This window comes from Nitrososphaerota archaeon, assembly GCA_016872055.1.
In the GTDB taxonomy this organism is placed as follows: Archaea; Thermoproteota; Nitrososphaeria; order Nitrososphaerales; family Nitrosopumilaceae; genus Nitrosotenuis.
This window is the reverse complement of the sequence record VHBH01000005.1, coordinates 21534-42591: the sequence shown is the minus strand read 5'-3', so window position 1 is coordinate 42591 and position 21058 is coordinate 21534. Positions and strand designations below refer to the sequence as shown.

Genomic DNA, 21058 nt, shown 5'->3' with positions numbered 1-21058 from the left:
CATAGTACAGTTTTCGAAGTTTTTCATTGCATTGGCGTGAAACTTTACCTGATTGGTATGTAAAAAAATATGGTCATCAACCATGTGTCAACATTGGCACTGCAGGCCATGTAGATCATGGCAAAACAACGCTAATCCAAGCATTGACTGGCCAGTGGACCAGTGTTCACAGCCAAGAACTAAAGCGAGGAATCACTATTCGCGTTGGCTATTCTGATGCGGCATTTTACAAGTGCAAAAAGTGCGAGGTACCACTTGGTTATTCAACTACGCCGACCTGTCCTAATTGCGGAAAGGAAAGCGAGCTGTCCAGAGTAGTCAGTTTTGTGGACAGTCCAGGCCACGAAAGCCTCATGGCAAACATGCTTTCTGGCGCCGCACTAATGGATGGGGCATTGCTTTTGGTTGCGGCAAACCAAAAAGTCCCACAACCACAGACAAAAGAACACCTCCTAGCACTGCAAATTCTTGGAATCCAGCAAATTGTCATTATTCAAAACAAAGTTGATCTAATATCATATCAGGATGCGACTGCAAACTATGCTGACATTGTTAAGTTTGTGAAGGGAACCAAGGCATCCAAGTCCCCAATAATTCCAATTTCCGCCCAATCGAGACTGAACATTGATGCTTTGATTGGCGCAATAGAGGAAACAATTCCAACTCCGACTAGGGCAGAATCCAAAGAGCCAGTAATGCATGTGTTAAGATCATTCGATGTGAACAAGCCTGGAACCAAAATCAAGGATATCAAGGGCGGCGTAATTGGAGGAAGCCTCACGCAGGGAACATTCTCGATAGGTGATGAAATCGAAATAAAACCAGGAATCCTGAACTCCAAAAAGAGCTCTTATGAGCCAATCCGAACCCAAATCATCTCTTTGGGTACGGCTGCAGGAATTGTAGACAATGTAAAGCCTGGAGGATTAGTGGCGATAGGCACTAAACTCGATCCATCAATGACGCGAGGCGACTCGTTTGTCGGAAGCGTCATTGGCAAGCCAGAAACACTACCAGATAATGCATCCGATGCGCGACTTGAGGTAAGCCTCTTTGATTCCGCAGTTGGAACAATGAATGACATCAAAGTACTACCAATACAGGTAGGAGAGTCACTGCGACTAAATATTGGCACTGCCCCCGTCTTGGCAAAAGTAGCCAAAGTCAAATCAGAAAAAATCGAGGTACAGTTCAAGCGACCAGTATGCCTCTTTGAAAAAAGTAATGTTGCGCTGAGCCGCAAAATAGAGGACAGATGGAGACTAATTGGTGCAGGAATAGTTGGTTAAGGTAATATGCGATACGAGCTTTCTAATCCATCTAGCTAATCACCGAATCAAAAATCTGGCCACACTTGATACAGACATTGGAGAAATCCAGTTTTTGGTGCCAGATATTGTTATTGCAGAGCTAAAAAATCTTGCAAAAAGAGAGGAAAAAACCAAAGAGGCGACAACTACCATCCAATACATCAAGAATTTCCAGACAATCAAAATTGGCGGAAGTTTTGCAGACGACTCTATTCTGTCTCATGTCAAAGATACAGGCGGCGTAATTGCAACAATAGACAAGGCCCTAAAATACAAAATTAAAAACCACGGTGGCTCTGTCATATCAATAGCAAACAACAGAATAGTGCTTGAAGCCAGCAAAGGTTTAACTTGATTATTCCAGAATTATATCCATGGAGTACAATGGAGTGCAAATCAAATGGTACGGCCATGACACATTTACATTATCGTATGATAATCTGACTGTCTGCATTGATCCGTACCAACTAGAAAAAAAAATCAATGCCGACATTATTCTAGTATCGCACAATCACTTTGATCACCTAAGCAATGACGATCTGCAAAATACATCCACAGAGAAAACCACAATCATTGCAGCAAAGGAATGCCTAGGCCAAATCAAGGCAAATAGCAATCAGGTAATTGGAATAGAACCAGGCGAAGAAAAGATTGTTTTCGGCATCAAGATAAGGGCAATTCCTGCGTACAATCTTGACAAGATAAATCCGCAAACAAACCAGCCGTTTCATCCAAAGCAGGACAAAAAGGTCGGATTCATCATTACGATTAACAATTCGACGTTTTATCATGCGGGAGACTCTGACTATATTCCTGAAATGAATGAACTTTCACCAGACGTGTTCTTTGTACCAGTAAGTGGAACATACGTCATGACTGCAAAAGAGGCGGCTAGCTCTGTTCTGGGAGTAAAGCCCAAGCTTGCAATACCGATGCATTATGGAAGCATTGTTGGAAACAAAGATGATGCAGAGTCTTTCAAAAAACTTGTGAGCTCATGCCAAGTTCAAATACCCACAAAAGAGTAATAAACGCACTTTGGGCAAAAAACACAATTGCTTTCTAATAAAAGACTATTCTCTGTAGGTAGCTTTGAGTTTTACCTACACCACTTGCTCATAATTGGAGTTTTGTCATTATCATTTTCCATATCTGCAATGATCCGAGGCCAGCCAGCAGAGTACGGATTTCATCTAAACGAGTTTGATCCGTTTTTCAATTACAGAGCAACCCAGTTTATAGTAGAAAACGGAATCCCTGCATATTTTGAATGGCACGACGACATGAGCTGGTATCCGTTTGGACGAGATGTTGCAGGAACATCCCAGGTCATGTTACATATTACCACTGCAGTTCTTTATGGCGCATTTGGTGGGGATTTGTATGGATTTACAATTGTGTTTCCTCTGGTTATTGGCTCACTAACTGCAATTGTTGTATTTGCACTCGTCAGGGTAATTGGCGGAACCACCGCTGGCTTGTTTGCGGCACTTATGTACTCTGTATCGTTACCAATAATCACAAGGGGCTCGCTTGGTTGGTTCAAGTCTGAACCATTGGGTCTGTTCTATGGATTGCTTGCAGTGTACCTATTTTTGAGCGGAATAAAATCATCCTCACATAAAATAGCTGCAGCAAAGCTTTTTGGCGGAGGAATACTGCTTGGCTTTGCGTTTTCGGCATGGGGAGGAACCGACTTTTTTGTCCTTCCAATAGGACTTTTCATCTTATCATTACCGTTTACCAGAAAGGATACGAATTTTCTGAGATGGGTAATACCTCTGTTCATATTGGGTCTGGCGATCTCTCTTATGCCACTTGAAAGACCAGGCCTTGGATTCTTTGGCAAGGCAAGCGGCCTTTTGATAATCGGCCCGACGTTATTCCTGATCGCATCATCATTTATCCAAAAAATTGCTGGTGAGCAAAAGGTGCAACGCTATACTGCGTTGTTTTTAATTGCAATAATACTTGCCGGAGTCGGAATACTCTCTACAAACGTGTTTAGCCTGCCTGCCTTTAGATACCTTAATGCAGTAAATCCGTTTTTGACCACACTTGATCCTTTAACTGACTCTGTAGCAGAGCACGCCACAACCACGATATTTCAGTCATTTTTATTCAATTCTGTTTTTATGGTGTTTGCCGGAATCGGGATCTGGCTTATCTTTAAGAATCTCACAAATGTCGCAAATCAGCGAAGAGACGTCCAAGTATTTTCACTAATCTTCGGCCTACTTGGCGTATACATCAGCTCCGCATTTATCAGACTAGAATTGTTCTCATCTCTCGCACTTGTGATATTGGGTTCTATCGGCCTTGCATTATTGACAAAAGAAATTTTCAAACCCGTAAGGCAGGAAAGCAAGAAACTAGTCAAATCCCATCCAACGACGATCAAGATTTCATTTTTTGTTGTAATTACAATATTTCTGATAACACCATTGATGGTGCCAGCAAGTGCAAACTGGGTAAATGGTGGAAAGGCACCACCAACAATACTGAACGGCGGAAGCAACTTTTTAATTGCAACAAATGACTGGCTTGATGCCATGACTTGGCTAAGGGAAAAAACACCAGATGATGCAGTTGTGGCGTCATGGTGGGATTATGGTTATTGGATTACGACGCTAGGTGAGAGAAAATCCGTTGCAGACAATTCTACTTTGATTGATTGGAGAATAGAGCAGCTAGCTCAGGCATTTTTGAGCACGCCTGACCAAGGATGGAAAATACTACAAGAAATAGACGCTGACTATGTTCTGATCTATGTGGCAGCACAGAGAATCAATAGTGAAGATCCTCCACTATTCTTTGTCCAGGGTGGTGGTGATGAGAGCAAAAAACAATGGTTTATGAGAATTGGTGGTTTTGACTCTCAACAATTTCTCTATGATGATGGCATTAGTTCTACTCCAGAATTTTGGAATAACACTCTACTAGGTAGAATGATACCATTTACTGTATATGGCTATGTTGATCTTGCAAGCCAGAGACAAGCCGACTCTTATGTTTCGGGATTTACCCCAGTGTATCTTGATGACATCAAGTATCCAAAAGAAGGAAACGGTCCACTAAAGCTGGCGTACTTGTCTCCTGGCTTTTTCATAAAAGAATCTGGAGCAATCAACGGTGTTCTGATTTATGAAATAAACAAGGACTATGTACCATCAGAAGCTCCAATCGCACCGGCCACTACACCGATAACCCCCATTGAAACTCCAGAGTCGAGTAATCCCATTGCAACAATATCGACAAACTTTGGTGATATTGTAGTTGAACTAAATCCAGAAATCGCGCCAAACACGGTTGCAAATTTTGTAAAACTAGCTGACTCGGAATTCTATGATGGAACACTATTTCACAGAATCATATCCACATTTGTAATACAGGGAGGAGACCCAAATACAAAGGACCAGCCACCAGGAACATGGGGAACTGGTGGACCAGGCTATAGCATAGATGCGGAAATTAGTAATCTCGAGCACATAAAATACGCAGTGTCGATGGCGCGCGGAACCGACATCAACAGCGCAGGATCACAGTTCTTTATTATGACTGGCGATGCGCCATTCCTAGATGGCAAGTACACAATATTTGGCAAAGTTATTCAAGGTCAACAAGTAGTTGACAAAATAGCATCACTGCAAACTGATCTGAACGACAGGCCGGTTGACTTTGAGGCGGCACGAATTAAAAGTATTAGAATTTCCTAGTCCTTGAATTTGTTCATTATTCTGTAGCGAGCGTACTTGTCGTCTGGTGAGAATTTGGCTGGGTGAGCCGTTATGGTTTTTGCTTGACAAGCGGGACATTCTTCCTTTAATGTGTATTTTTTGCACTCTGAGCACTTGCGGAGCTGGAACTTCAAGTTATCCTTCCCTTGTCTTTTTTGACTCTTCTCTGGTAAAGCTAAAGATGCCGTTGTTCTTTTCTATGATTTTTTGAATTTTGTCAAGAACTGGCTTGAGCATTCTTTCCGCTGTCTTAAAGTCTGGACCTGTGACACTTAGTCTGTATTTTGGTGCTCCAATATAGGTAACGGAAATGCTTGCTGTCTGATCACCAATGGAATCTAAGATTGCGTTCTTGATTACTTCAACACCGTTTGGCTGGCTGCATGTCAGCTCACAAATTCCGCGTATCTCAACAGATGGCGGCTTTATCTTGGAGCTTGTCTCTTGTATTGCAGATTCGGTCTTTTTTGCCAGCTTGAGCTCATCTAGTGCCACAATTCCCTTCGTCGCTACATCCAAAAACGCGTCATAAACAAAATCATATTTTGAAAAAATTGCATCCTCTAGCTTTTCAATGTCATTGTCTGTTAACCCTGCTGACGTCTTCACCGCATCCAGCAGTGTTATGCCTTTTTCAATTCTTTTTACCTCAAGAAGCTTTTTCTTTTGTTGCTCCTTTGATACTTGTTTAAGTGAAAGATCAATTTCGGATCGGCCGGGATTCACCTTTTTTACTAGGAGGACCTTTTTTTCGCCCTCGCGCACAAACTTGTTGACAGAGCGAACCCAACCGGGTGCAATCTCTGATACGTGCAAAAAGCCCTGCATGTTATCATATTCGTCCAGAGTTACGTATGCTCCGTGATCAGTCAGCTTACTGATAGTTGCAAGAACAATCTCACCTATTTCTGGAAGCTCCTGAGTTTGAGTGACCAATGCAGCTCTGGCTTGGGCTACATAATTTAATGTTGTCTAAAAATCAATACCTTTTTTTGCGCGGATTCCTTTCTGAAATGGATGTTTTATCTCTCGCATCTCTGTGACCAGATCCGCCACATCCACTATTTGCTGTTTTACATGATTTCCAGTCAGTACAAGAGTTACTTTTTGAGGCCTGATTTTTATCAAATCTAAAACATCTTTAACATCAACTAGCTCCAAATTTACTGCATAATTGATTTCATCTAGGATTACAATGTTGTATTTTTCTGAAAGAATTTTCTGTTTTGCTATCTCTATTGCCTCTTTGGCGATTTTTTGGTGTACTTCTTTTGGAGTCTTGTCATCCAAAATACCAACAAAGCCCTTTCCTACTGCTGTTAGCTCAAACTCTGGCTCTAGTCTCTTGGAAGAGCTCATCTCGCCATAATGCCATGATCCTTTGATGAACTGGATCATACAAATGGTGTGATCGTGTCCTATTGCCCGAAGTGCCATGCCTAGTGCGGCAGTGGTTTTTCCCTTGCCATTGCCTGTATACACAATTACAAGACCTTCATCCATAACCAAATAACCATTTTAGGCTAGAAAAAGATTGGTATAGTTCTAATTTTAAGAGAAAGAAAATGAAAATCCCCAGAATAGTAATTGCGGGTACCACAAGTGGTGTAGGCAAGACCTCAATTACCTGCTCTATCATCTATGGAATCAAGCAAAAGGGATATTCGGTTCAGCCGTATAAGGTTGGCCCTGACTACATCGATCCTACGTATCTTTCCGCGATATCCGGCAATACTGCAAGAAACCTAGATTCGTGGATAATGGGCAAAGATGCAATACTTGAGGGCTTTGCAAAAAACTCCCAATCCGACATTTCTGTCATAGAAGGTGTGATGGGATATTATGATGGATTTTCCGGGGCAACAAACCAGTCCAGTACACATCATATTGCAACAATTCTAGAGTCGCCAGTCATCTTGGTCTTGGATGCAAGCAAAACCGCACGCTCTATTGCAGCAACTGCATTAGGCTATGTAAAATTCCATAGAAATTCCAGAATTATTGGCCTAATTCTTAACAAGCTTGGAAGCAAAAAACACGAAGAAATGTGCAGGTCAGCGCTTGCGCCACTAAAAATTCCTGTTCTTGGTTGCATTCCAAAAAATTCCGAACTATTGTTAGAATCACGCCATCTAGGACTAATTCCTGCAGTAGAGCAGGTGCATCTCAAGGAGAAAATCAAAAAAATTGCAAAGACAATCTCTGTGAATCTGGACATTGAAAAGATAATCTCAATTGCAAATCGCGCCGGCACAATACCAAATCCATCTGGGCAAAAACCGCAAAAGCCAAAGGTAACAGTAGCCGTTGCCCTTGATAAGTCATTTAATTTCTATTATTATGATAACTTTGATTCGCTGCGTAGAAATGGCGCAAAAATAGAGTTTTTCAGTCCAATTTCTGATGATTCTCCGCCTGAATGCTCTGGAATTTACATTGGAGGAGGATTTCCAGAGGTGCTAGGACAGCCACTTGCAAAAAACCAATCAATGAAAAAATCGATAAAGAAACTAGCAGAGCAAAACATGCCTATATACGGCGAATGTGGAGGACTGATGTACCTTACAAAATCAATTGAATATGATTCTAAAAAATATTCAATGGTGGGATTATTTGACGCCGTAACAAGCATGGAAAAGAAAATGACACTAAACTATACTAGAGCAAATGTGGTCTCAAACTGCATAATTGCAAAAAGCTCAACAAGATTGTTTGGCCATGAATTCCATTACTCCGAGCTAAGCTCAATACCCAAGGATGCAAAATTTGCATACGATCTTTCAATTGGAGTTGGAATCAAAAACAAAAAAGACGGACTGATCCAAGATAATGCTTTAGCGTCATACATGCATCTTTATTTTGATAGGGCAGCCCATGCTAAAAATTTTGTAAATAATTGCATGAAATTTTCTAAAACCTAACCTTCTCGAATTATCTTAAAGAGAGCATTGACAATTGCAGAGGCACAAGGAGTTCCACCCTTTCTACCCTTGTTTGTAATAAACGGAATGTCCATCTTTTGCAGATCTTCCTTGGATTCTGCTGCACAGACAAATCCAACTGGTACGCCAATTATTAGGCCCGGTTTTGTTATTCCTTCTTTCACCATCTGAATTACTTCTAGGAGGGCAGTAGGAGCATTGCCAATCGCTATCACTGCATCGTTCATCTCTTTTGCCCTAATTCTCATTGCCGTTTGGGCACGGGTTTTACCTAGTCTTGTTGCTTCTTTTACAACAACTGGATTTGAAATGTCGCAAATGACGCTTGTCTTAAAGTCAGCCAAGTTTTGCTTGTTGAGAAGGCCGATTATTCCGTTTACATCAACTATGATATTCTTACATGATCTTAGGGCGTCAAGGCCTGACGATACAGCATCTTTGTGAAAAACTAATCCATTTTTGCCTGCAAAGTCAAAGTCGGCAGTAGAATGAATCACTCTTCGCACTATTTTCCATTCATGTCCTTTGTATGGGTGTGGGCCGATCTCACGCTCTATTATCTCCATGCTTTCGTCTTCTATTGATTGGCCTTTACTAGTTTGCATTCTCTGCCTCACGTACTCGCTCTAAAACAAAATCGATCATCTTATCATCTGTTCCAATATGTTCTGTTATGATGGTTTTTTTTAATGTGGATTTTTCTAGTGCTGGATTGAGATCTTGGTGAATGTCTCTTTTTACATGTGCCCCCTCATGCAGAAAATAAAACACAATTACTAGGACTTCGGGATTGTTCTTGTCGCATTTTTGTATTCCCTGAGCAATGTTTGGCTCTTCTATTTCCAAAAAACAATGTTCGACATTTCTGTAGCTTGGTCTGAGATTATCAATTACGTATTTCATTGAAATCTGGGCGTTTGGGTCCTTGCTTCCATGACCTATCACCAAAACATCCACTTTGTTATTTGATAGTGCAATACTGTTTTTCTTCAAGGCCAATTCTATTTTGGAGTTTACAATCTCTACCATGCTCTTGTGCATGGACATTGGCTTTGTCACCACGAACTTGACCTTGGTTTTTGCCTGAAGTTTTGCGGCCTCTGTTACTGCATTTTTGACTTTTTTTCCTGGATATAGAAAATATGGAACTATGGTCAGTGCATCAATTTCCTCTTTATGGCAATTTGTAATTCCTTCCTCAATATACGGCGGAACCACTTCCAAAAAACAGTAATTCACATAGGCATAGTCTCTCTTTTGCTGGATCTTTTTACAAATGTATTCCAGCTCATTCTTTGCCTCTTGCTCTCTACTTCCCCTATCGATTAGTAATAGTCCACGCTTCATTTTTCAATCCTTGCTATTGCAATTGTAAGATCTGGCGGGAATTTCTGCTTTTCAACGACTAGTATTCCACCTGAGCTCTTGATTGCGGCAGCTTCTGATACGCTTGGGGTTCCCTCATAGGCCTCCACCATCTGTGAGGGATTTGGGATGGTAACTCTGGCAAGCTCCTCCCTATCAAAATATTCTAGTGGTATTTGCATGTCTTTTCCAGCATCGACTAATCCTTGAACGTCTTTAGGTTTTTTGATTGAAACAAATCTTGCTATGCATTTTGCGCTGAGATCGTGTTTTGCCAGAGTAAGGTTGAGGCATTCTTTGATCTTTTCTTTTGAGGTGTCCCCATGTAACCCAATACCGACAACAAGTGTCTTAGGTCTGTATATCACAGAATTTTTTGCAATTATGTCACTAATTATCTTGTCTGATATGATCAAATATGCCTTCGAATCTGATTGCATGAGTTGATCGATTGTTTGGTAGATTGTGACGTTTTTTGGCAACTCTGATTTCCACCAGTTCTTTTCTCCAACCTCTTGGTATATCCCAATTTTTTCCTCATTTACCATGAAGGCACTGATTCTAGTGACACTAGAATCGTCCTCTATTTCCCAGCCAAACTCTTGGCCAACCAAGTCCACTGGTATGGTTTTGTTTACGTCTGCTGCCGTAGTTACTACTGGTGTTGCGCCAATCTTTTTGGCAATCTCTTCTGTTAGCTCGTTTGCTCCTCCTATGTGGCCAGACAAGGCTGAAATTACAAAACTTGCCTTATCGTCAATTACTATTACCGCCGGGTCTACTTTTTTATCCTTAAGAAATGGTGAGACAAGCCTTATTGCCGCACCAAGGGAAAATAGACAAACCAGGCCATCGAATCTTCCAAAAAGTTCTGCCACTTTGACCGAAGTTTGCTCGTTGTACCATGTTGCAGAAATGGCATTATTCTGAAATTTTGATGGCGCAAAGATTTCCCACCCTGGGAAAAATTGTTTGATTGTAGATGCAATCCTGATACCATTTTTTGTAATTGCCAAAATTGCAACTTTATCCATGTCTTGCCGTTTTTTGTTGCTAGATAAATTTTCTTGTTAGGGATATCTACCTAATGTATGACCATCAAAATCAAAGAGAATTACGTCAATCTCAACTTTATTCTCAGAGTGAGCGCGCATCTGCTCATAGGCTTCCTTGCAAACACCGGTAAAAAATCCACCTATCTTGTTTTTGATTATGATTTCTTGGACATGTCTTGCGGTGTTTGCTTTTTTTATATCTTGTATGACTTCTTGACCGGCATAGTATTTCTGCGCCATTTTTGCCAAAAAATCCATGTCTACTTTGGAGCCCTTTACATGAGTCTGCTTTACGCCCATTGCAATCTTAGTTAGCTTACCTATGAATCCGGCAACATGTGCCTTTTTGATTGATTTTTTGGCACACTGCTGAATTGTATATCCAGAAAAATCACCCATCTGAACAAAACAATGGTCTGGCAGCTTGATCTCTTTTTTAGCAAAATCTTCAGATCTTCCACCTGTTGTCAGAACTACCGTGTTGTCTCCCATTGCAACGTTGACATCAAGGCTTTGACGTATTGATGCAGCAAATGATGCTGTAGAATATGGAATTACTATACCGGTGGTACCAAGAATCGATATTCCATTTATAATTCCGAGCCTTGGGTTGTCTGTCTTTGGTGCGATCTCTTTTCCCTTTGGAACAGAAATCACAACTCTTATTCCATTTTTTTGCAATACTTCCTTTCCCACTTCTGTCAAATTTTGAATTATCATTTTCTTTGGTGTGGAGTTTATTGCGGCAGAGCCAACTTCGAGGCCTAAACCAAGCTTTGTTACCCGCCCGACTCCATCCCCACCATCAATTTCGATCTGGCCTGTGTTGTCTGTTATTTCCAAGTCGACAAATATTTCTGCACCATGTGTAACATCTGGATCGTCTCCTCCATCCTTAATCACGGAGCATTTTGATGTGATATCGCTAAATTCACAGCTTTCAATGTTGATTGTTATTTCTTTTTCTTTTGGTAGTGAAACCTTGATCGAATTGATCTTCTTTTTTGTAATTATTGATATCAGAGCTGCTCTTGCAGCCGCTGTTGCACATGTGCCTGTAGTAAAACCTGTTCGCAGTTTTTGGCGAGGTTTTTCAGTTTCAGTCACAATGACTAATTCTATTTTTGGATAATAACTCTTATTGGATTATTTGAGTATCTCTGAAATGATTATCCACATTGCTATTGCGCCAAGACCTCCATATAACAACAAATGTGTCATCTTATGTGATACCGGCCTCTCTTCTGACTCTCTTAACTCGTCTACATTGACTCCAAAATTGCGTTTGAGTCCTTCTCTATATGCCTCATAACCAAAATGCACTTCAGAGGTCTTCTTATCATAATACTTCCAAAACTCGGTCTGTGCTGTTTCTACGTCTCTGTGTGTAGAGTTGTTCTTTTTTCGCTCCAGCTTTAGGATTTGATATGCTTGCGTTATTTCTTTGAATTTCTTCTCAGCATCGCTGTTTTTGTTTCTATCTGGATGATACCTAAGTGACAGTTTTCTGTAAGCCTGTTTTATCTCCTTATGTGATGCATCTTTTTGTAGTTCGAAAATTTCATAGCACTGAGCTACATTCAATGATGATTCTAGTCTGGTTTAACATTTAAAATTATAGTTGATTTTCCTAGTTTGTGGCAAAACAACTCACAATTGCGATCTCTGGCTCTACCGGATTTGTAGGGAAAAATCTTAGACAATTTCTCGCAGATCAAAACATTCCAGTAATTTCCTTGTCAAGAAAACAACACATGCATTTCAAATCTGAAAAAAACATTATTTTTTCAGATTTGGATGATATCCCTAAAATGAAATGTGATGCACTAATTCACTTGATTGGTATTGGTGCTCAAACCAAGGATGCCGATTATGAACTGATCAATGTCAAGCAAATACAAAAAATCATTCGATTGTGCAAAAGATCACACATAAAAAAAATTGTTTATATAAGTGGTCTAGGAGTTAGTGACACTACAACATTTGGGTATTTCATATCAAAGCTAAAGGCAGAACAATTAATCATCAAGTCAGGTCTTGACTATACAATTCTTAGATCGTCGTATATTATTGGGACAGATGATTCTCTATCAAAAAATCTCTCAAAGCAAATCAAGCAAGGGACAATACGAATACCTGGCTCTGGGCTGTATAGGCTACAACCTATAGCAATCCATGATGTCTGTAAAGTAATTTTGAATTGTGTTATGAACAAAAAACTCTCATGCCAAATAGTTGATCTGGTTGGCCCAAGGACAATTAGCTTTGAAAGCTATGTAAAAAAATTCATCAAAGGTAAAAAAGTAAAAATTAAAAAAATTCCTCTGGAAGAGGCCTATTTTACCGCACTTAATAACCCAAAAAAGATCCCATATGGAATTGATGATCTCAATATTATGATTGGTGATTTTACGTCTAGTCACAAAAAACTAGAAAAACTCTCTGGAATAAAACTAGGATTTCCTGTACTATAGACCCGCTGCCTTTTTGAGAGTATCCGCCTTGTCTGTTTTTTCCCATGGTAAGGCAACATCGGTTCTTCCAAAATGACCAAATGCTGCAGTGTCCTTGTAAATTGGTCGCTTTAGATCTAATTGGGAAATGATTACTGCCGGTCTCATGTCAAAGTGCTTTCGCACGAGATTTTCGATTTCTTCCTCTGGGATTTTGCTTGTACCAAAGGTATTTACCATTAGGGAAACTGGCTCTGCAACACCGATTGCATATGCAACTTGGACTTCACATTTTTCTGCCAAACCCGCGGCAACGATGTTTTTTGCAATGTACCTGCACATGTAACATGCTGATCTGTCTACTTTTGATGGGTCTTTACCAGAAAATGCTCCGCCACCATGCCTGCCAGCACCACCATATGTGTCTACTATGATCTTTCTTCCTGTTAGGCCGGAATCTCCTGGTGGGCCTCCGATTACGAATCGTCCTGTTGGATTTATGTGAATTTTGATCTTGTCATTCCACCATTTACCGCAAACTGGCTTGATGATCTTTTCGATGATCTGCTTTCTTATCTCATCATTGGTGACTTCTGGGGCATGCTGAGTTGAAATCACTATGGCCTCTATTCTTTTTGGCTTGCCGTCCTCATATTCTACTGTGACTTGGGACTTGCCATCTGGTCTTACCCATGGTAATCCCTTGCTTTTTCTCAGCTCAGATAGTCTTCGTGTAAGTTGATGTGCAATCAGTATTGGCAATGGCATTAGTTCATCTGATTCGTTTACTGCATAACCAAACATCAATCCCTGATCTCCGGCGCCTTGATCCTTGTTTTCAGTTGCAGTTACTCCTTGTGAAATATCTGGGCTTTGCGCATGGATTGAAACCATGACACTACATGTGTCTGCATCAAAACCATATTCCGGCTTGTCGTATCCGATTTCTTTAATTGTTCTTCTGACCACATCTTGGATGTCAAATTTTGCTTTGGTTGTTACCTCGCCTGCAACTACGACAATTCCAGTTGTAGTCATTGTTTCTACTGCGACTCGTGAGTTTGGATCCTGTCGCAAAAATTCGTCAAGCAGAGCATCTGAAACCTTATCACAAATCTTGTCAGGATGTCCTTCTGTTACTGATTCAGAAGTAAAAAGGAAACTTCGTGCCATTAAGATTACCTACAGGTCGTTTTCTAGTTTGATGAATAATACGTTGTTTCCTCTAACTATGACCCTACCATAATTTGCAATAATTTTGCCACCGTGCATTTCTTCAGCATCAGTCATAATCAGGTTCATGTATGAATCGACATTGTCCATTTTACCTTTGTACTCTACCTCGTTCTTTAGTCGTACGGTGACTTTCTTTTTAGTACTTTTTTGTAGTGTCGTTAAAGGTCTTTTTGCGCTTACTTGTGACAATGGTTGTTCTCTTGAGTTGCTAGCTTGGTAACCAGAATAAAAGCCTTACCTATTTTATAGCAAAAATACTGGATTCGTTTATTTTTTGTATTTTTGTAGATTTCATTGGCATGATCAGAACGGGACTTGAAAAAGTGGATCAAATTCTTGGCGGCGGATTGAAAAGCTCCACAATCACTGATATTTTTGGTGCAAGTGGTACAGGCAAAACCCAGCTTGCACTACAAATTATATTGAATTCTATGTCAGAGAACAATAAAGTCTTCTATCAGGACACAACGGGAAACTTTAGGCCCGAACGATTAGTGGAGATGGCAAAATTTAAAGAAATGAATGCAGACTTTCTTGATAAAATCACTGTTGGAAGAATAACAAACGTAATGGAACAACAAAAAAGTCTTGATAAAATTCAGGAATCTGATTTTTCTCTAATAATAATTGATAATGTCACTGATCTTTTCTCGTTTGAATATCCAAAAGAGGAACAAATTCTTGAAAAGACAATACAATTTTCCACGTACATGAAAAAACTATCTCAAATCACATCACAAACAAAGATTCCAATTGTAATTACAAACATGATGCGAAAAGTTGACGAGCTTGAACAAGAAAACATGGATTCCATCATCTCGATATATACGCACATCAAGATCAAGCTTGCTAGAATGCAAGCAAACTATGAAGGCCAAGTAATTAACCCAATGAAAAAAAATCGCTTTCTATACACAATAACAAAACAAGGCCTATCTGATCTGCCTTAAGCTATTTAACTCTAGCATACATCTACAAGCCATGGCAGGAATTTTCGACTCCATACCTATGATTTCTGTGGTCTTGTTTGTAATTGGAGTTGTCGGAATAATGATCTATGAGCGAGCAAAGTCAAAAAAAGACGCACAACAAACTACTTGACTCTGTTTTAGAAAAGTTTCACAGCCTAGGTTTTACGAATCTAACAGAGATCCAAAAAAAAGCAGTACCACTAATAATTCAGAAAAAAGACTCGTTAATCATAGCGCCAACCGGTTCTGGAAAAACCGAGTGTTCGGTGATTCCAGTATTTTCGTTTCTATCTTCAAGCAGGCAGACAGGCAAGATAAAGGCATTGTACATTACCCCACTAAGGGCATTAAATCGAGACGTATTCAAAAGAATAATCAAGTATGCGGAATCAGAAAACCTGACAATAGAGATTCGTCATGGTGACACATCACAGGCAGACAGAAAAAGAATAACCGCTCTGCCGCCAGACATTTTGATTACTACGCCAGAAACACTGGTGATTTTACTGACACAGGAAAAAATGCTAAATGCACTATCGGAGCTGGAATGGGTCATAATTGACGAAATTCATGATTTGTTATCCAATGAAAGGGGCTCTCAACTGTCGCTTAGTCTTGAAAGACTACAAATAAACACAAATCACACAATCACAAGGATAGGCCTCTCCGCAACAGTTGGCAATACAGATGATGCTGCGAAATTCTTGGTTGGAACCAAGAGAAAATACCAAATAATTCGTGACAACACCATTCGAAAATATGATGTAGAGATCAAACACGTAAATGGAACCATTAGCGATGTGGCTGATTTTATAGTAGAATATCTTGCCAAACTAAATCTGGATTCCCCCGTGTTGCTTTTTACAAACACGCGCGGTGAAGCGGAATTTTTAGCATCAATTTTACGTGAAAAATCACCCGTCTCAGTTGAATTACACCATGGTTCTTTGTCACAACAAGTACGTGAAGAGACAGAAGACAACCTCAAATCTGGCAAATCGCGACTAGTCGTATGCACGTCATCTCTTGAGCTCGGACTGGACATTGGCTCAGTTGAGCTTGTGATACACTATGGCTCCCCAAGGCAGGTCTCCAAATTCATGCAAAGAATAGGTCGAAGCAAACACAACAAGCATTCTTCCGCCAAAGGTCTAATTGTAACGAACAATGTAGACGATGAGCTAGAAACAAAAGCAATCTTGGAGAGAATTCATGAAGGTTCTATCGAAGATCAACTGATCCATGACGGATCCCTTGATGTCCTCGCACATCACTTGGTAGGACTATCAATGCAGCTTGGTTCCATGTCAGTCATCGATACATTGGAACTGCTCAGAAATTCATTTCTCTTTAGAAATCTTACGATAGATGATCTGGTTGGCGTCGTTGAGCTGCTAGAATCCAACTATTTGATATTTTTTGACAAGGAAAAGATGATCTTTAAGAAAACCTCTAAGTGCTATAGGTATTATTTTGAAAATTTGTCCACCATACCTGACATTTTAAAATTCAAGGTTATCGACACTGTGTCAAAAAAGATAATCGGAAGCCTTGATCAGAGATTTGTAGGGGATTTTGGCGATCCTGGAAATGTATTTGTCTTGCGCGGCTCACAGTGGAGAATCATCAACGTCGATGAATCCTCACTAAAAGTAAACGTGGAACCAATTCGTTCAGGTGGAATCACGGTACCGTATTGGGAGGGAGAAAATATTCCAGTAGACTACAAAACCACATCAAAGGTGGGCAAGTTTCGAAGCAAGATACGTGCAGGCTCACTAGTTCTACCTGACAACGTTATCACTCAACTTGATTTGCCGATAATTCCTGATGACAAAACAATTGTAGTAGAATCCGTGCGCGGACAGGGGATGATAGTGATTCATAGCTGTTTTGGCACAAAGATAAACTCCACTTTGGCCACACTACTCTCATCAATGCTTTCTTCCAAGACAGGACTACAGGTAGATGCGCGATCAGATGCGTATAGAATTGTTTTATCCTCTAAGGGCCGAATCCTAGAAAATCATGTAAAGCAAATTCTTGTTGATACATACGATCTATACGAAATAGTCACTGCGTCATTAGGTGGAACACATAATGTAAGCTGGCGAACCTGGAATGTGGCAAAAAAATTTGGGGTCGTTGGACGAGGTGCAGTATATGAAAAAAAGTCAGCGAGATTTCTCTTTGAGAGATACATCAAAACCCCTCTTGTAAAAGAAGCCTTGAGAGAATTATTCCATGACAAGTATGATCTGGAAAAGACAACACAGATCCTAGATGACATTAAATCCCAAAATATTCAAATCCATTGGCTTGAGCAAAACAAATTCTCCAAGCTTGCCGATCCAATCTTGGATCATACTACAAAATATTACTCATCACCTAGTAGCATTGACAAAGGTATACTTGATTTGGTAAAAGCACGTCTCCTCAAAACCTCGCACAGGTTCATCTGTGCTAGATGTGGGAAATGGGAGAGAATAATGAAAACAAACGAAATAGAGAACATCCCAATCTGCCCTTATTGCAAAGCAAGGCAGATCGCTGTAACATTTTATTCTGACTATGATTTGACAAAAATCGTACAAAAAAAGGCTGCAGGAAAAATGATCACCCCAGATGAGAATCACAAGTTTTCCCGTGCATGGAAGGCGGCGTCACTTTTAGAAAATTTTGGAAAAACTGCACTCATAGTTCTGTCTGGATATGGAGTAGGAGTTGACACTGCATCAAGAATCCTGAGAAATATGGTTGATGAGGAAACCTTGTATCGGCAAATCTATGAGGCCGAGCGCCAGTACGTGACTACGCGGGGATTCTGGGATTAGTTTTTCTTCTTTATGCTTGAGTACGGAGTCAAGAACAGCTCAGTTCTTCCCTCCAAACCCTGCTTTGCAGTGACTCCGGTAACTGAGATAATCTCGCCTATGGTGCACTCATCTAATAATCGTGCTTGGTTTCTCCACCCTTTGAGCCAAATTTGGGCAGTGTCGTCCTCCACATACATTTCAGAAAGAGTTATTGTTTCTCCTGTCTTTGTTTGGACGTTTCTTCTCTCTGGCGCCTTTAGAATAATTGCCTCAATGCAATATGTGTTGTTGTCCGCCTTGATATCAGTAATCTTGGTTCGAAGATCCACAAGTTTTGGCAAGTCCTCGTCAATTTTTCTAACAAATGATTCAGAGTCTATTGTGACATTATTTCCATAAAGCTTAGATGGCATGCATTCTAGTACTTCTTCTTGCGAAAATTGCTCTGTGATGTTTGCAGTGTCGACAATGTTATAGAGTTGTCTTTGTTTATCTACACCCAAAATCATTTTCTGCCCATTTTCATTTTTATTCGAAGAAAGAATTCTGATTACCAGTGGTTCTACTTGTTTTTCTGCCTGAATATCCAGTATGGTTGATTCGTTTCCATGAATCTCAAGTTCCTGTTGGTTTATCTTTGCCTTGACACCAATGAGCCTTGCCTTGGTTCCAGATGGAATGACTTTTGGCATCTCTGAATCTGTTTTGCTCCACAACACTGCCCGCATGGAGCGATCGTCTTTTCCCTTTAGTCTGAGGCGCAAGGCAGTTCCAGGCATTCCTTTAAAGTTTGTAAATTCTGAAAATGTAATTGGACCATCTAGCACTCCAGATACTACCACATTGTTATCTCCCTCTTTTAGCTCAGAAACATCCTTAGTGATGGAATCAATGGAAGGAATTACGCTTTCTGTCTCTGTTCTTTCTATACTAGAACCGGAGCCAATGTTGACTGTTAGTTGACCATTGAGGTCGGACTTGACATATGCCTTGATTATCTTGATTAAGTCGCCTGGGCTTAGATTTGTCATCTCTGGTAAGTTTGCCTTTTCATCCCAGAGCTTCACTACTACTGCCGAGTCCTTGTCATATACAGTCATGTTTCGAAGGTAAAACTGAGATCCGTCCTTTCTTGAGAATTGTTTCTTTGGTGATACGTTGAGTACACGTGTCTGTAATGTCACTTCTTTTGCTCCTGCATGCAGGTCCTTGATTGCAATCTCGCTTTTTGGTGGCTCTGAGATTGTAATGCCAAAATCGGATGCTACCAAAAATAATGCACCTTGGTCTGTAAGATAGCCAGCACCGATCTTTTCCTTTTTCTTTGCGATCAGAGCCTCAACATCAGTTTTTGAGAGATCTGGTTTTTGCTCCAGCAATTTGGAAAGCAGTGCATCAAATTCAGACAATTTGATCTATCCATAGTTTGATTACTAATAAGAATTTCACTAATGTAAATTAAGAGATGGGATTACAGCAGATTAGTGTCAGTTACAACCAGATCGCTTTTCAAATCATATGGGAACCTAATGGCAGTGGATGGAATAGATCTTGACATCAAGCCAGGTACAGTTTTTGGATTTTTGGGACCAAACGGCGCAGGAAAATCAACTACGATCAAAATGCTCACAACTTTGATTCCACCAACAAGTGGAACGATTGAAATTTTGGGAGTAAACGCGATCAAAAACCCTCTAGAGGTAAGAAAAAAGATAGGAGTTGTACTGCAACAACCAAGCTATGAGCCAAACTTATCTGTGGAAAAATCTCTAGAAAAATATGGAATGATGTGGGACGTGGACAAAAAAACCCGAAAACAAAGAACAGAGGAGCTAATCGATGTGTTTGATTTAGGAGAAATAAGAAAGAAAAAGAACGAAGATCTCTCAATTGGACAGCGTAGGCGTGTACAGGTAGCTCGTGAATTCATGCACGAAATGGAACTTTTGTTTTTGGACGAGCCAACAGTAGGCTTGGACCCAAGCGCGAGGCGTAGGCTATTGAACTATCTAAAAGAAAAAGCAAATGCAGGCTTGACCATATTCTATACCACGCACGTTTTAACAGAGGCTGAATATCTCTGTGATGAAATTGCAGTAATTAACAAGGGCAAAATTCTGGCAGTAGACACTCCAGATCAGCTCAAAATAAAATTTGGACAGGAAAAAACAATCAAAATCCATCTTCTGGACAGACACGAGAGGTTATCACATCTATTATCGGGAATATCTGGGTGCACCATTGACTTTAACACTGGAACGGACATCATAATACAGTCAAACAAGGCGGAAATTGTACTATCACAGGTACTGTCGATCCTAATTGAAAACAATATTGCAATAGAGGATCTATCTGCAATGCCGACTACGCTTGAGGAGATCTTTCTTAAAATGGTCAGGGATACAAATGAATCCAACAATTAGGCTAGTAAACAGAAACCTGACAATATCCCTGAATCCTGGATTCCTAGTGTGGCAGGTATTATTTCCTATTGTGTATATTTTTGTGGCGGGATTTGCTTATACTACATTAATCGATTCAGTCCAATTCGGCGAAATATCACTGGATTATCCAGCGTTTATCGCATCTGGCATGATTGGTTTTAACATTATGAACAGTACGTTGGTTTCTGGAATCATAATCTGGAACGACAGAAAACATGGAATGTTTGAGCAAATTTTGGTTGGGCCATTTAAGCGCAGCCATTACATTTTGAGTAATATCTACACAATAGCTATTGTTGGGTTGATTAGTGCTGCATTGATCACATTGATTGGTTTTCCATTATTTTTCAAATCAGTCCAATTCAACTTGCTTACTATTCCGTTTCTTGTTTTTGCTTCCATTGTTGGCTCTATTCTGTTTGGCTCTATTGCATCAATAATTTCAACTAGGCTTCGATCCAGTGAGGGATTCAACGTAATAATCAACACGGTTTTTCTATTTTTTGCCTTTGTAAGCACTGCATTTTATCCCGCACAAGGAGCACCAGAGCCTCTGGCAACCGGTTTTTACCTAAATCCATTAACGTATCTAGTTGACATTATTCGTGCGGGAATCTTTGGGACATTTAATGAATTTGTCATACTTGAGATGGTAGTACTAGTCAGCGTTGCAACAATTTTGTTTATAATTGCAATAAAACTTCTCACAAAATTAGATTTGTAAAACAA

General features: G+C 40.1%; 21 protein-coding genes and 1 pseudogene. 11 read left to right on the top strand and 11 right to left on the bottom strand.

What is annotated here, in order from left to right; translation table 11 throughout:
* The first annotated feature begins 26 nt into the window (after positions 1-26).
* The 5 genes and pseudogenes from FJ354_05000 to FJ354_04980 all read left to right on the top strand — a co-directional run bounded on the left by FJ354_05000 (position 27) and on the right by FJ354_04980 (position 5026).
* Positions 27-1289, top strand: coding sequence for a translation initiation factor IF-2 subunit gamma (locus FJ354_05000; protein ID MBM3906018.1), 1263 nt, complete (start codon positions 27-29; stop codon positions 1287-1289).
* Positions 1282-1665 carry a twitching motility protein PilT gene (locus FJ354_04995; GenBank protein MBM3906017.1) on the top strand — a complete coding sequence of 128 codons (384 nt, stop codon included), beginning with the start codon at positions 1282-1284 and terminating at the stop codon, positions 1663-1665. The genes FJ354_05000 and FJ354_04995 overlap by 8 nt, the downstream gene beginning before the upstream one ends.
* Positions 1666-1684: 19 nt before the next feature.
* Complete coding sequence (locus tag FJ354_04990) at positions 1685-2338, top strand: MBL fold metallo-hydrolase (protein ID MBM3906016.1); 654 nt, start codon at positions 1685-1687, stop codon at positions 2336-2338.
* 27 nt (positions 2339-2365) lie between these two features.
* Positions 2366-4483: pseudogene (locus FJ354_04985) on the top strand (hypothetical protein).
* 66 nt (positions 4484-4549) lie between these two features.
* The gene (locus FJ354_04980; GenBank protein ID MBM3906015.1) at positions 4550-5026 is read left to right on the top strand and encodes a peptidylprolyl isomerase; all 477 of its coding nucleotides are present in this window, start codon (positions 4550-4552) and stop codon (positions 5024-5026) included.
* Here FJ354_04980 and FJ354_04975 read toward each other — a convergent pair.
* From FJ354_04975 to cobO, 3 genes are read right to left on the bottom strand one after another with little or no spacing between them, the layout of a single operon-like run.
* Positions 5023-5181, bottom strand: a complete 159-nt coding sequence (locus tag FJ354_04975; GenBank protein ID MBM3906014.1) for an RNA-protein complex protein Nop10 — start codon at positions 5179-5181, stop codon at positions 5023-5025. The two genes, FJ354_04980 and FJ354_04975, sit on opposite strands and share 4 nt — an antisense overlap.
* Position 5182: 1 nt before the next feature.
* Positions 5183-5983 carry a S1 RNA-binding domain-containing protein gene (locus tag FJ354_04970; protein ID MBM3906013.1) on the bottom strand — a complete coding sequence of 267 codons (801 nt, stop codon included), beginning with the start codon at positions 5981-5983 and terminating at the stop codon, positions 5183-5185.
* A gap of 36 nt (positions 5984-6019) precedes the next feature.
* A complete protein-coding gene (cobO, locus tag FJ354_04965; protein ID MBM3906012.1) occupies positions 6020-6550 on the bottom strand; it encodes a cob(I)yrinic acid a,c-diamide adenosyltransferase in 531 nt (176 codons plus the stop codon).
* Between the two features lie 62 nt (positions 6551-6612).
* Between cobO and cobB the strand changes: the two genes are divergently transcribed.
* The gene (cobB, locus tag FJ354_04960) at positions 6613-7968 is read left to right on the top strand and encodes a hydrogenobyrinic acid a,c-diamide synthase (glutamine-hydrolyzing) (protein ID MBM3906011.1); all 1356 of its coding nucleotides are present in this window, start codon (positions 6613-6615) and stop codon (positions 7966-7968) included.
* Here the strand turns inward: cobB and FJ354_04955 are convergent.
* From FJ354_04955 to FJ354_04935, 5 genes are read right to left on the bottom strand one after another with little or no spacing between them, the layout of a single operon-like run.
* Positions 7965-8594, bottom strand: a complete 630-nt coding sequence (locus FJ354_04955) for a precorrin-8X methylmutase (protein ID MBM3906010.1) — start codon at positions 8592-8594, stop codon at positions 7965-7967. The genes cobB and FJ354_04955 overlap by 4 nt on opposite strands.
* Positions 8584-9336, bottom strand: a complete 753-nt coding sequence (locus FJ354_04950; GenBank protein MBM3906009.1) for a sirohydrochlorin cobaltochelatase — start codon at positions 9334-9336, stop codon at positions 8584-8586. The genes FJ354_04955 and FJ354_04950 overlap by 11 nt, the downstream gene beginning before the upstream one ends.
* Positions 9333-10388: a precorrin-3B C(17)-methyltransferase gene (locus FJ354_04945; protein MBM3906008.1), complete on the bottom strand. Its 1056-nt coding sequence runs from the start codon at positions 10386-10388 to the stop codon at positions 9333-9335. The genes FJ354_04950 and FJ354_04945 overlap by 4 nt, the downstream gene beginning before the upstream one ends.
* A 36-nt stretch (positions 10389-10424) precedes the next feature.
* Positions 10425-11516 carry a cobalt-precorrin-5B (C(1))-methyltransferase gene (locus FJ354_04940; GenBank protein ID MBM3906007.1) on the bottom strand — a complete coding sequence of 364 codons (1092 nt, stop codon included), beginning with the start codon at positions 11514-11516 and terminating at the stop codon, positions 10425-10427.
* A gap of 39 nt (positions 11517-11555) precedes the next feature.
* On the bottom strand, positions 11556-11993 hold the full coding sequence (locus FJ354_04935) for a hypothetical protein (protein MBM3906006.1): 438 nt from the start codon (positions 11991-11993) through the stop codon (positions 11556-11558).
* Between the two features lie 53 nt (positions 11994-12046).
* On the opposite strand from FJ354_04935, the gene FJ354_04930 reads away from it, so the two are divergent.
* Positions 12047-12883, top strand: coding sequence for an NAD-dependent epimerase/dehydratase family protein (locus FJ354_04930; GenBank protein ID MBM3906005.1), 837 nt, complete (start codon positions 12047-12049; stop codon positions 12881-12883).
* On the opposite strand, the gene FJ354_04925 is transcribed toward FJ354_04930, so the two are convergent.
* Positions 12878-14035 (bottom strand): methionine adenosyltransferase, encoded by a 1158-nt coding sequence (locus FJ354_04925; protein MBM3906004.1) that lies wholly within the window; start codon positions 14033-14035, stop codon positions 12878-12880. The two genes, FJ354_04930 and FJ354_04925, sit on opposite strands and share 6 nt — an antisense overlap.
* 9 nt (positions 14036-14044) lie before the next feature.
* Complete coding sequence (locus FJ354_04920) at positions 14045-14287, bottom strand: ribonucleoprotein (GenBank protein MBM3906003.1); 243 nt, start codon at positions 14285-14287, stop codon at positions 14045-14047.
* 110 nt (positions 14288-14397) lie between these two features.
* On the opposite strand from FJ354_04920, the gene FJ354_04915 reads away from it, so the two are divergent.
* The gene (locus FJ354_04915) at positions 14398-15048 is read left to right on the top strand and encodes an AAA family ATPase (GenBank protein MBM3906002.1); all 651 of its coding nucleotides are present in this window, start codon (positions 14398-14400) and stop codon (positions 15046-15048) included.
* Positions 15049-15155: 107 nt separating this feature from the next.
* On the top strand, positions 15156-17903 hold the full coding sequence (locus tag FJ354_04910) for a DEAD/DEAH box helicase (GenBank protein ID MBM3906001.1): 2748 nt from the start codon (positions 15156-15158) through the stop codon (positions 17901-17903).
* Here FJ354_04910 and FJ354_04905 read toward each other — a convergent pair.
* Positions 17900-19294, bottom strand: a complete 1395-nt coding sequence (locus tag FJ354_04905) for a single-stranded DNA-binding protein (protein ID MBM3906000.1) — start codon at positions 19292-19294, stop codon at positions 17900-17902. The genes FJ354_04910 and FJ354_04905 overlap by 4 nt on opposite strands.
* A gap of 120 nt (positions 19295-19414) precedes the next feature.
* On the opposite strand from FJ354_04905, the gene FJ354_04900 reads away from it, so the two are divergent.
* The gene (locus FJ354_04900; GenBank protein MBM3905999.1) at positions 19415-20308 is read left to right on the top strand and encodes an ABC transporter ATP-binding protein; all 894 of its coding nucleotides are present in this window, start codon (positions 19415-19417) and stop codon (positions 20306-20308) included.
* Positions 20292-21053, top strand: a complete 762-nt coding sequence (locus FJ354_04895; protein MBM3905998.1) for an ABC transporter — start codon at positions 20292-20294, stop codon at positions 21051-21053. Before FJ354_04900 ends, FJ354_04895 begins: the two co-directional genes overlap by 17 nt.
* Positions 21054-21058: the final 5 nt, after the last annotated feature.

What these genes read in the sequence shown, in the direction of transcription:
- FJ354_04990 (MBM3906016.1), top strand. Translation starts at nt 1,685, where the DNA reads ATGGAGTACAATGGAGTGCAAATCAAATGGTACGGCCATGACACATTT.
- cobO (MBM3906012.1), bottom strand. Translation starts at nt 6,550, where the DNA reads ATGGATGAAGGTCTTGTAATTGTGTATACAGGCAATGGCAAGGGAAAA.
- cobB (MBM3906011.1), top strand. Translation starts at nt 6,613, where the DNA reads ATGAAAATCCCCAGAATAGTAATTGCGGGTACCACAAGTGGTGTAGGC.
- FJ354_04955 (MBM3906010.1), bottom strand. Translation starts at nt 8,594, where the DNA reads ATGCAAACTAGTAAAGGCCAATCAATAGAAGACGAAAGCATGGAGATA.
- FJ354_04950 (MBM3906009.1), bottom strand. Translation starts at nt 9,336, where the DNA reads ATGAAGCGTGGACTATTACTAATCGATAGGGGAAGTAGAGAGCAAGAG.
- FJ354_04945 (MBM3906008.1), bottom strand. Translation starts at nt 10,388, where the DNA reads ATGGATAAAGTTGCAATTTTGGCAATTACAAAAAATGGTATCAGGATT.
- FJ354_04925 (MBM3906004.1), bottom strand. Translation starts at nt 14,035, where the DNA reads ATGGCACGAAGTTTCCTTTTTACTTCTGAATCAGTAACAGAAGGACAT.
- FJ354_04915 (MBM3906002.1), top strand. Translation starts at nt 14,398, where the DNA reads ATGATCAGAACGGGACTTGAAAAAGTGGATCAAATTCTTGGCGGCGGA.
- FJ354_04910 (MBM3906001.1), top strand. Translation starts at nt 15,156, where the DNA reads ATGAGCGAGCAAAGTCAAAAAAAGACGCACAACAAACTACTTGACTCT.
- FJ354_04900 (MBM3905999.1), top strand. Translation starts at nt 19,415, where the DNA reads ATGGCAGTGGATGGAATAGATCTTGACATCAAGCCAGGTACAGTTTTT.
- FJ354_04895 (MBM3905998.1), top strand. Translation starts at nt 20,292, where the DNA reads ATGAATCCAACAATTAGGCTAGTAAACAGAAACCTGACAATATCCCTG.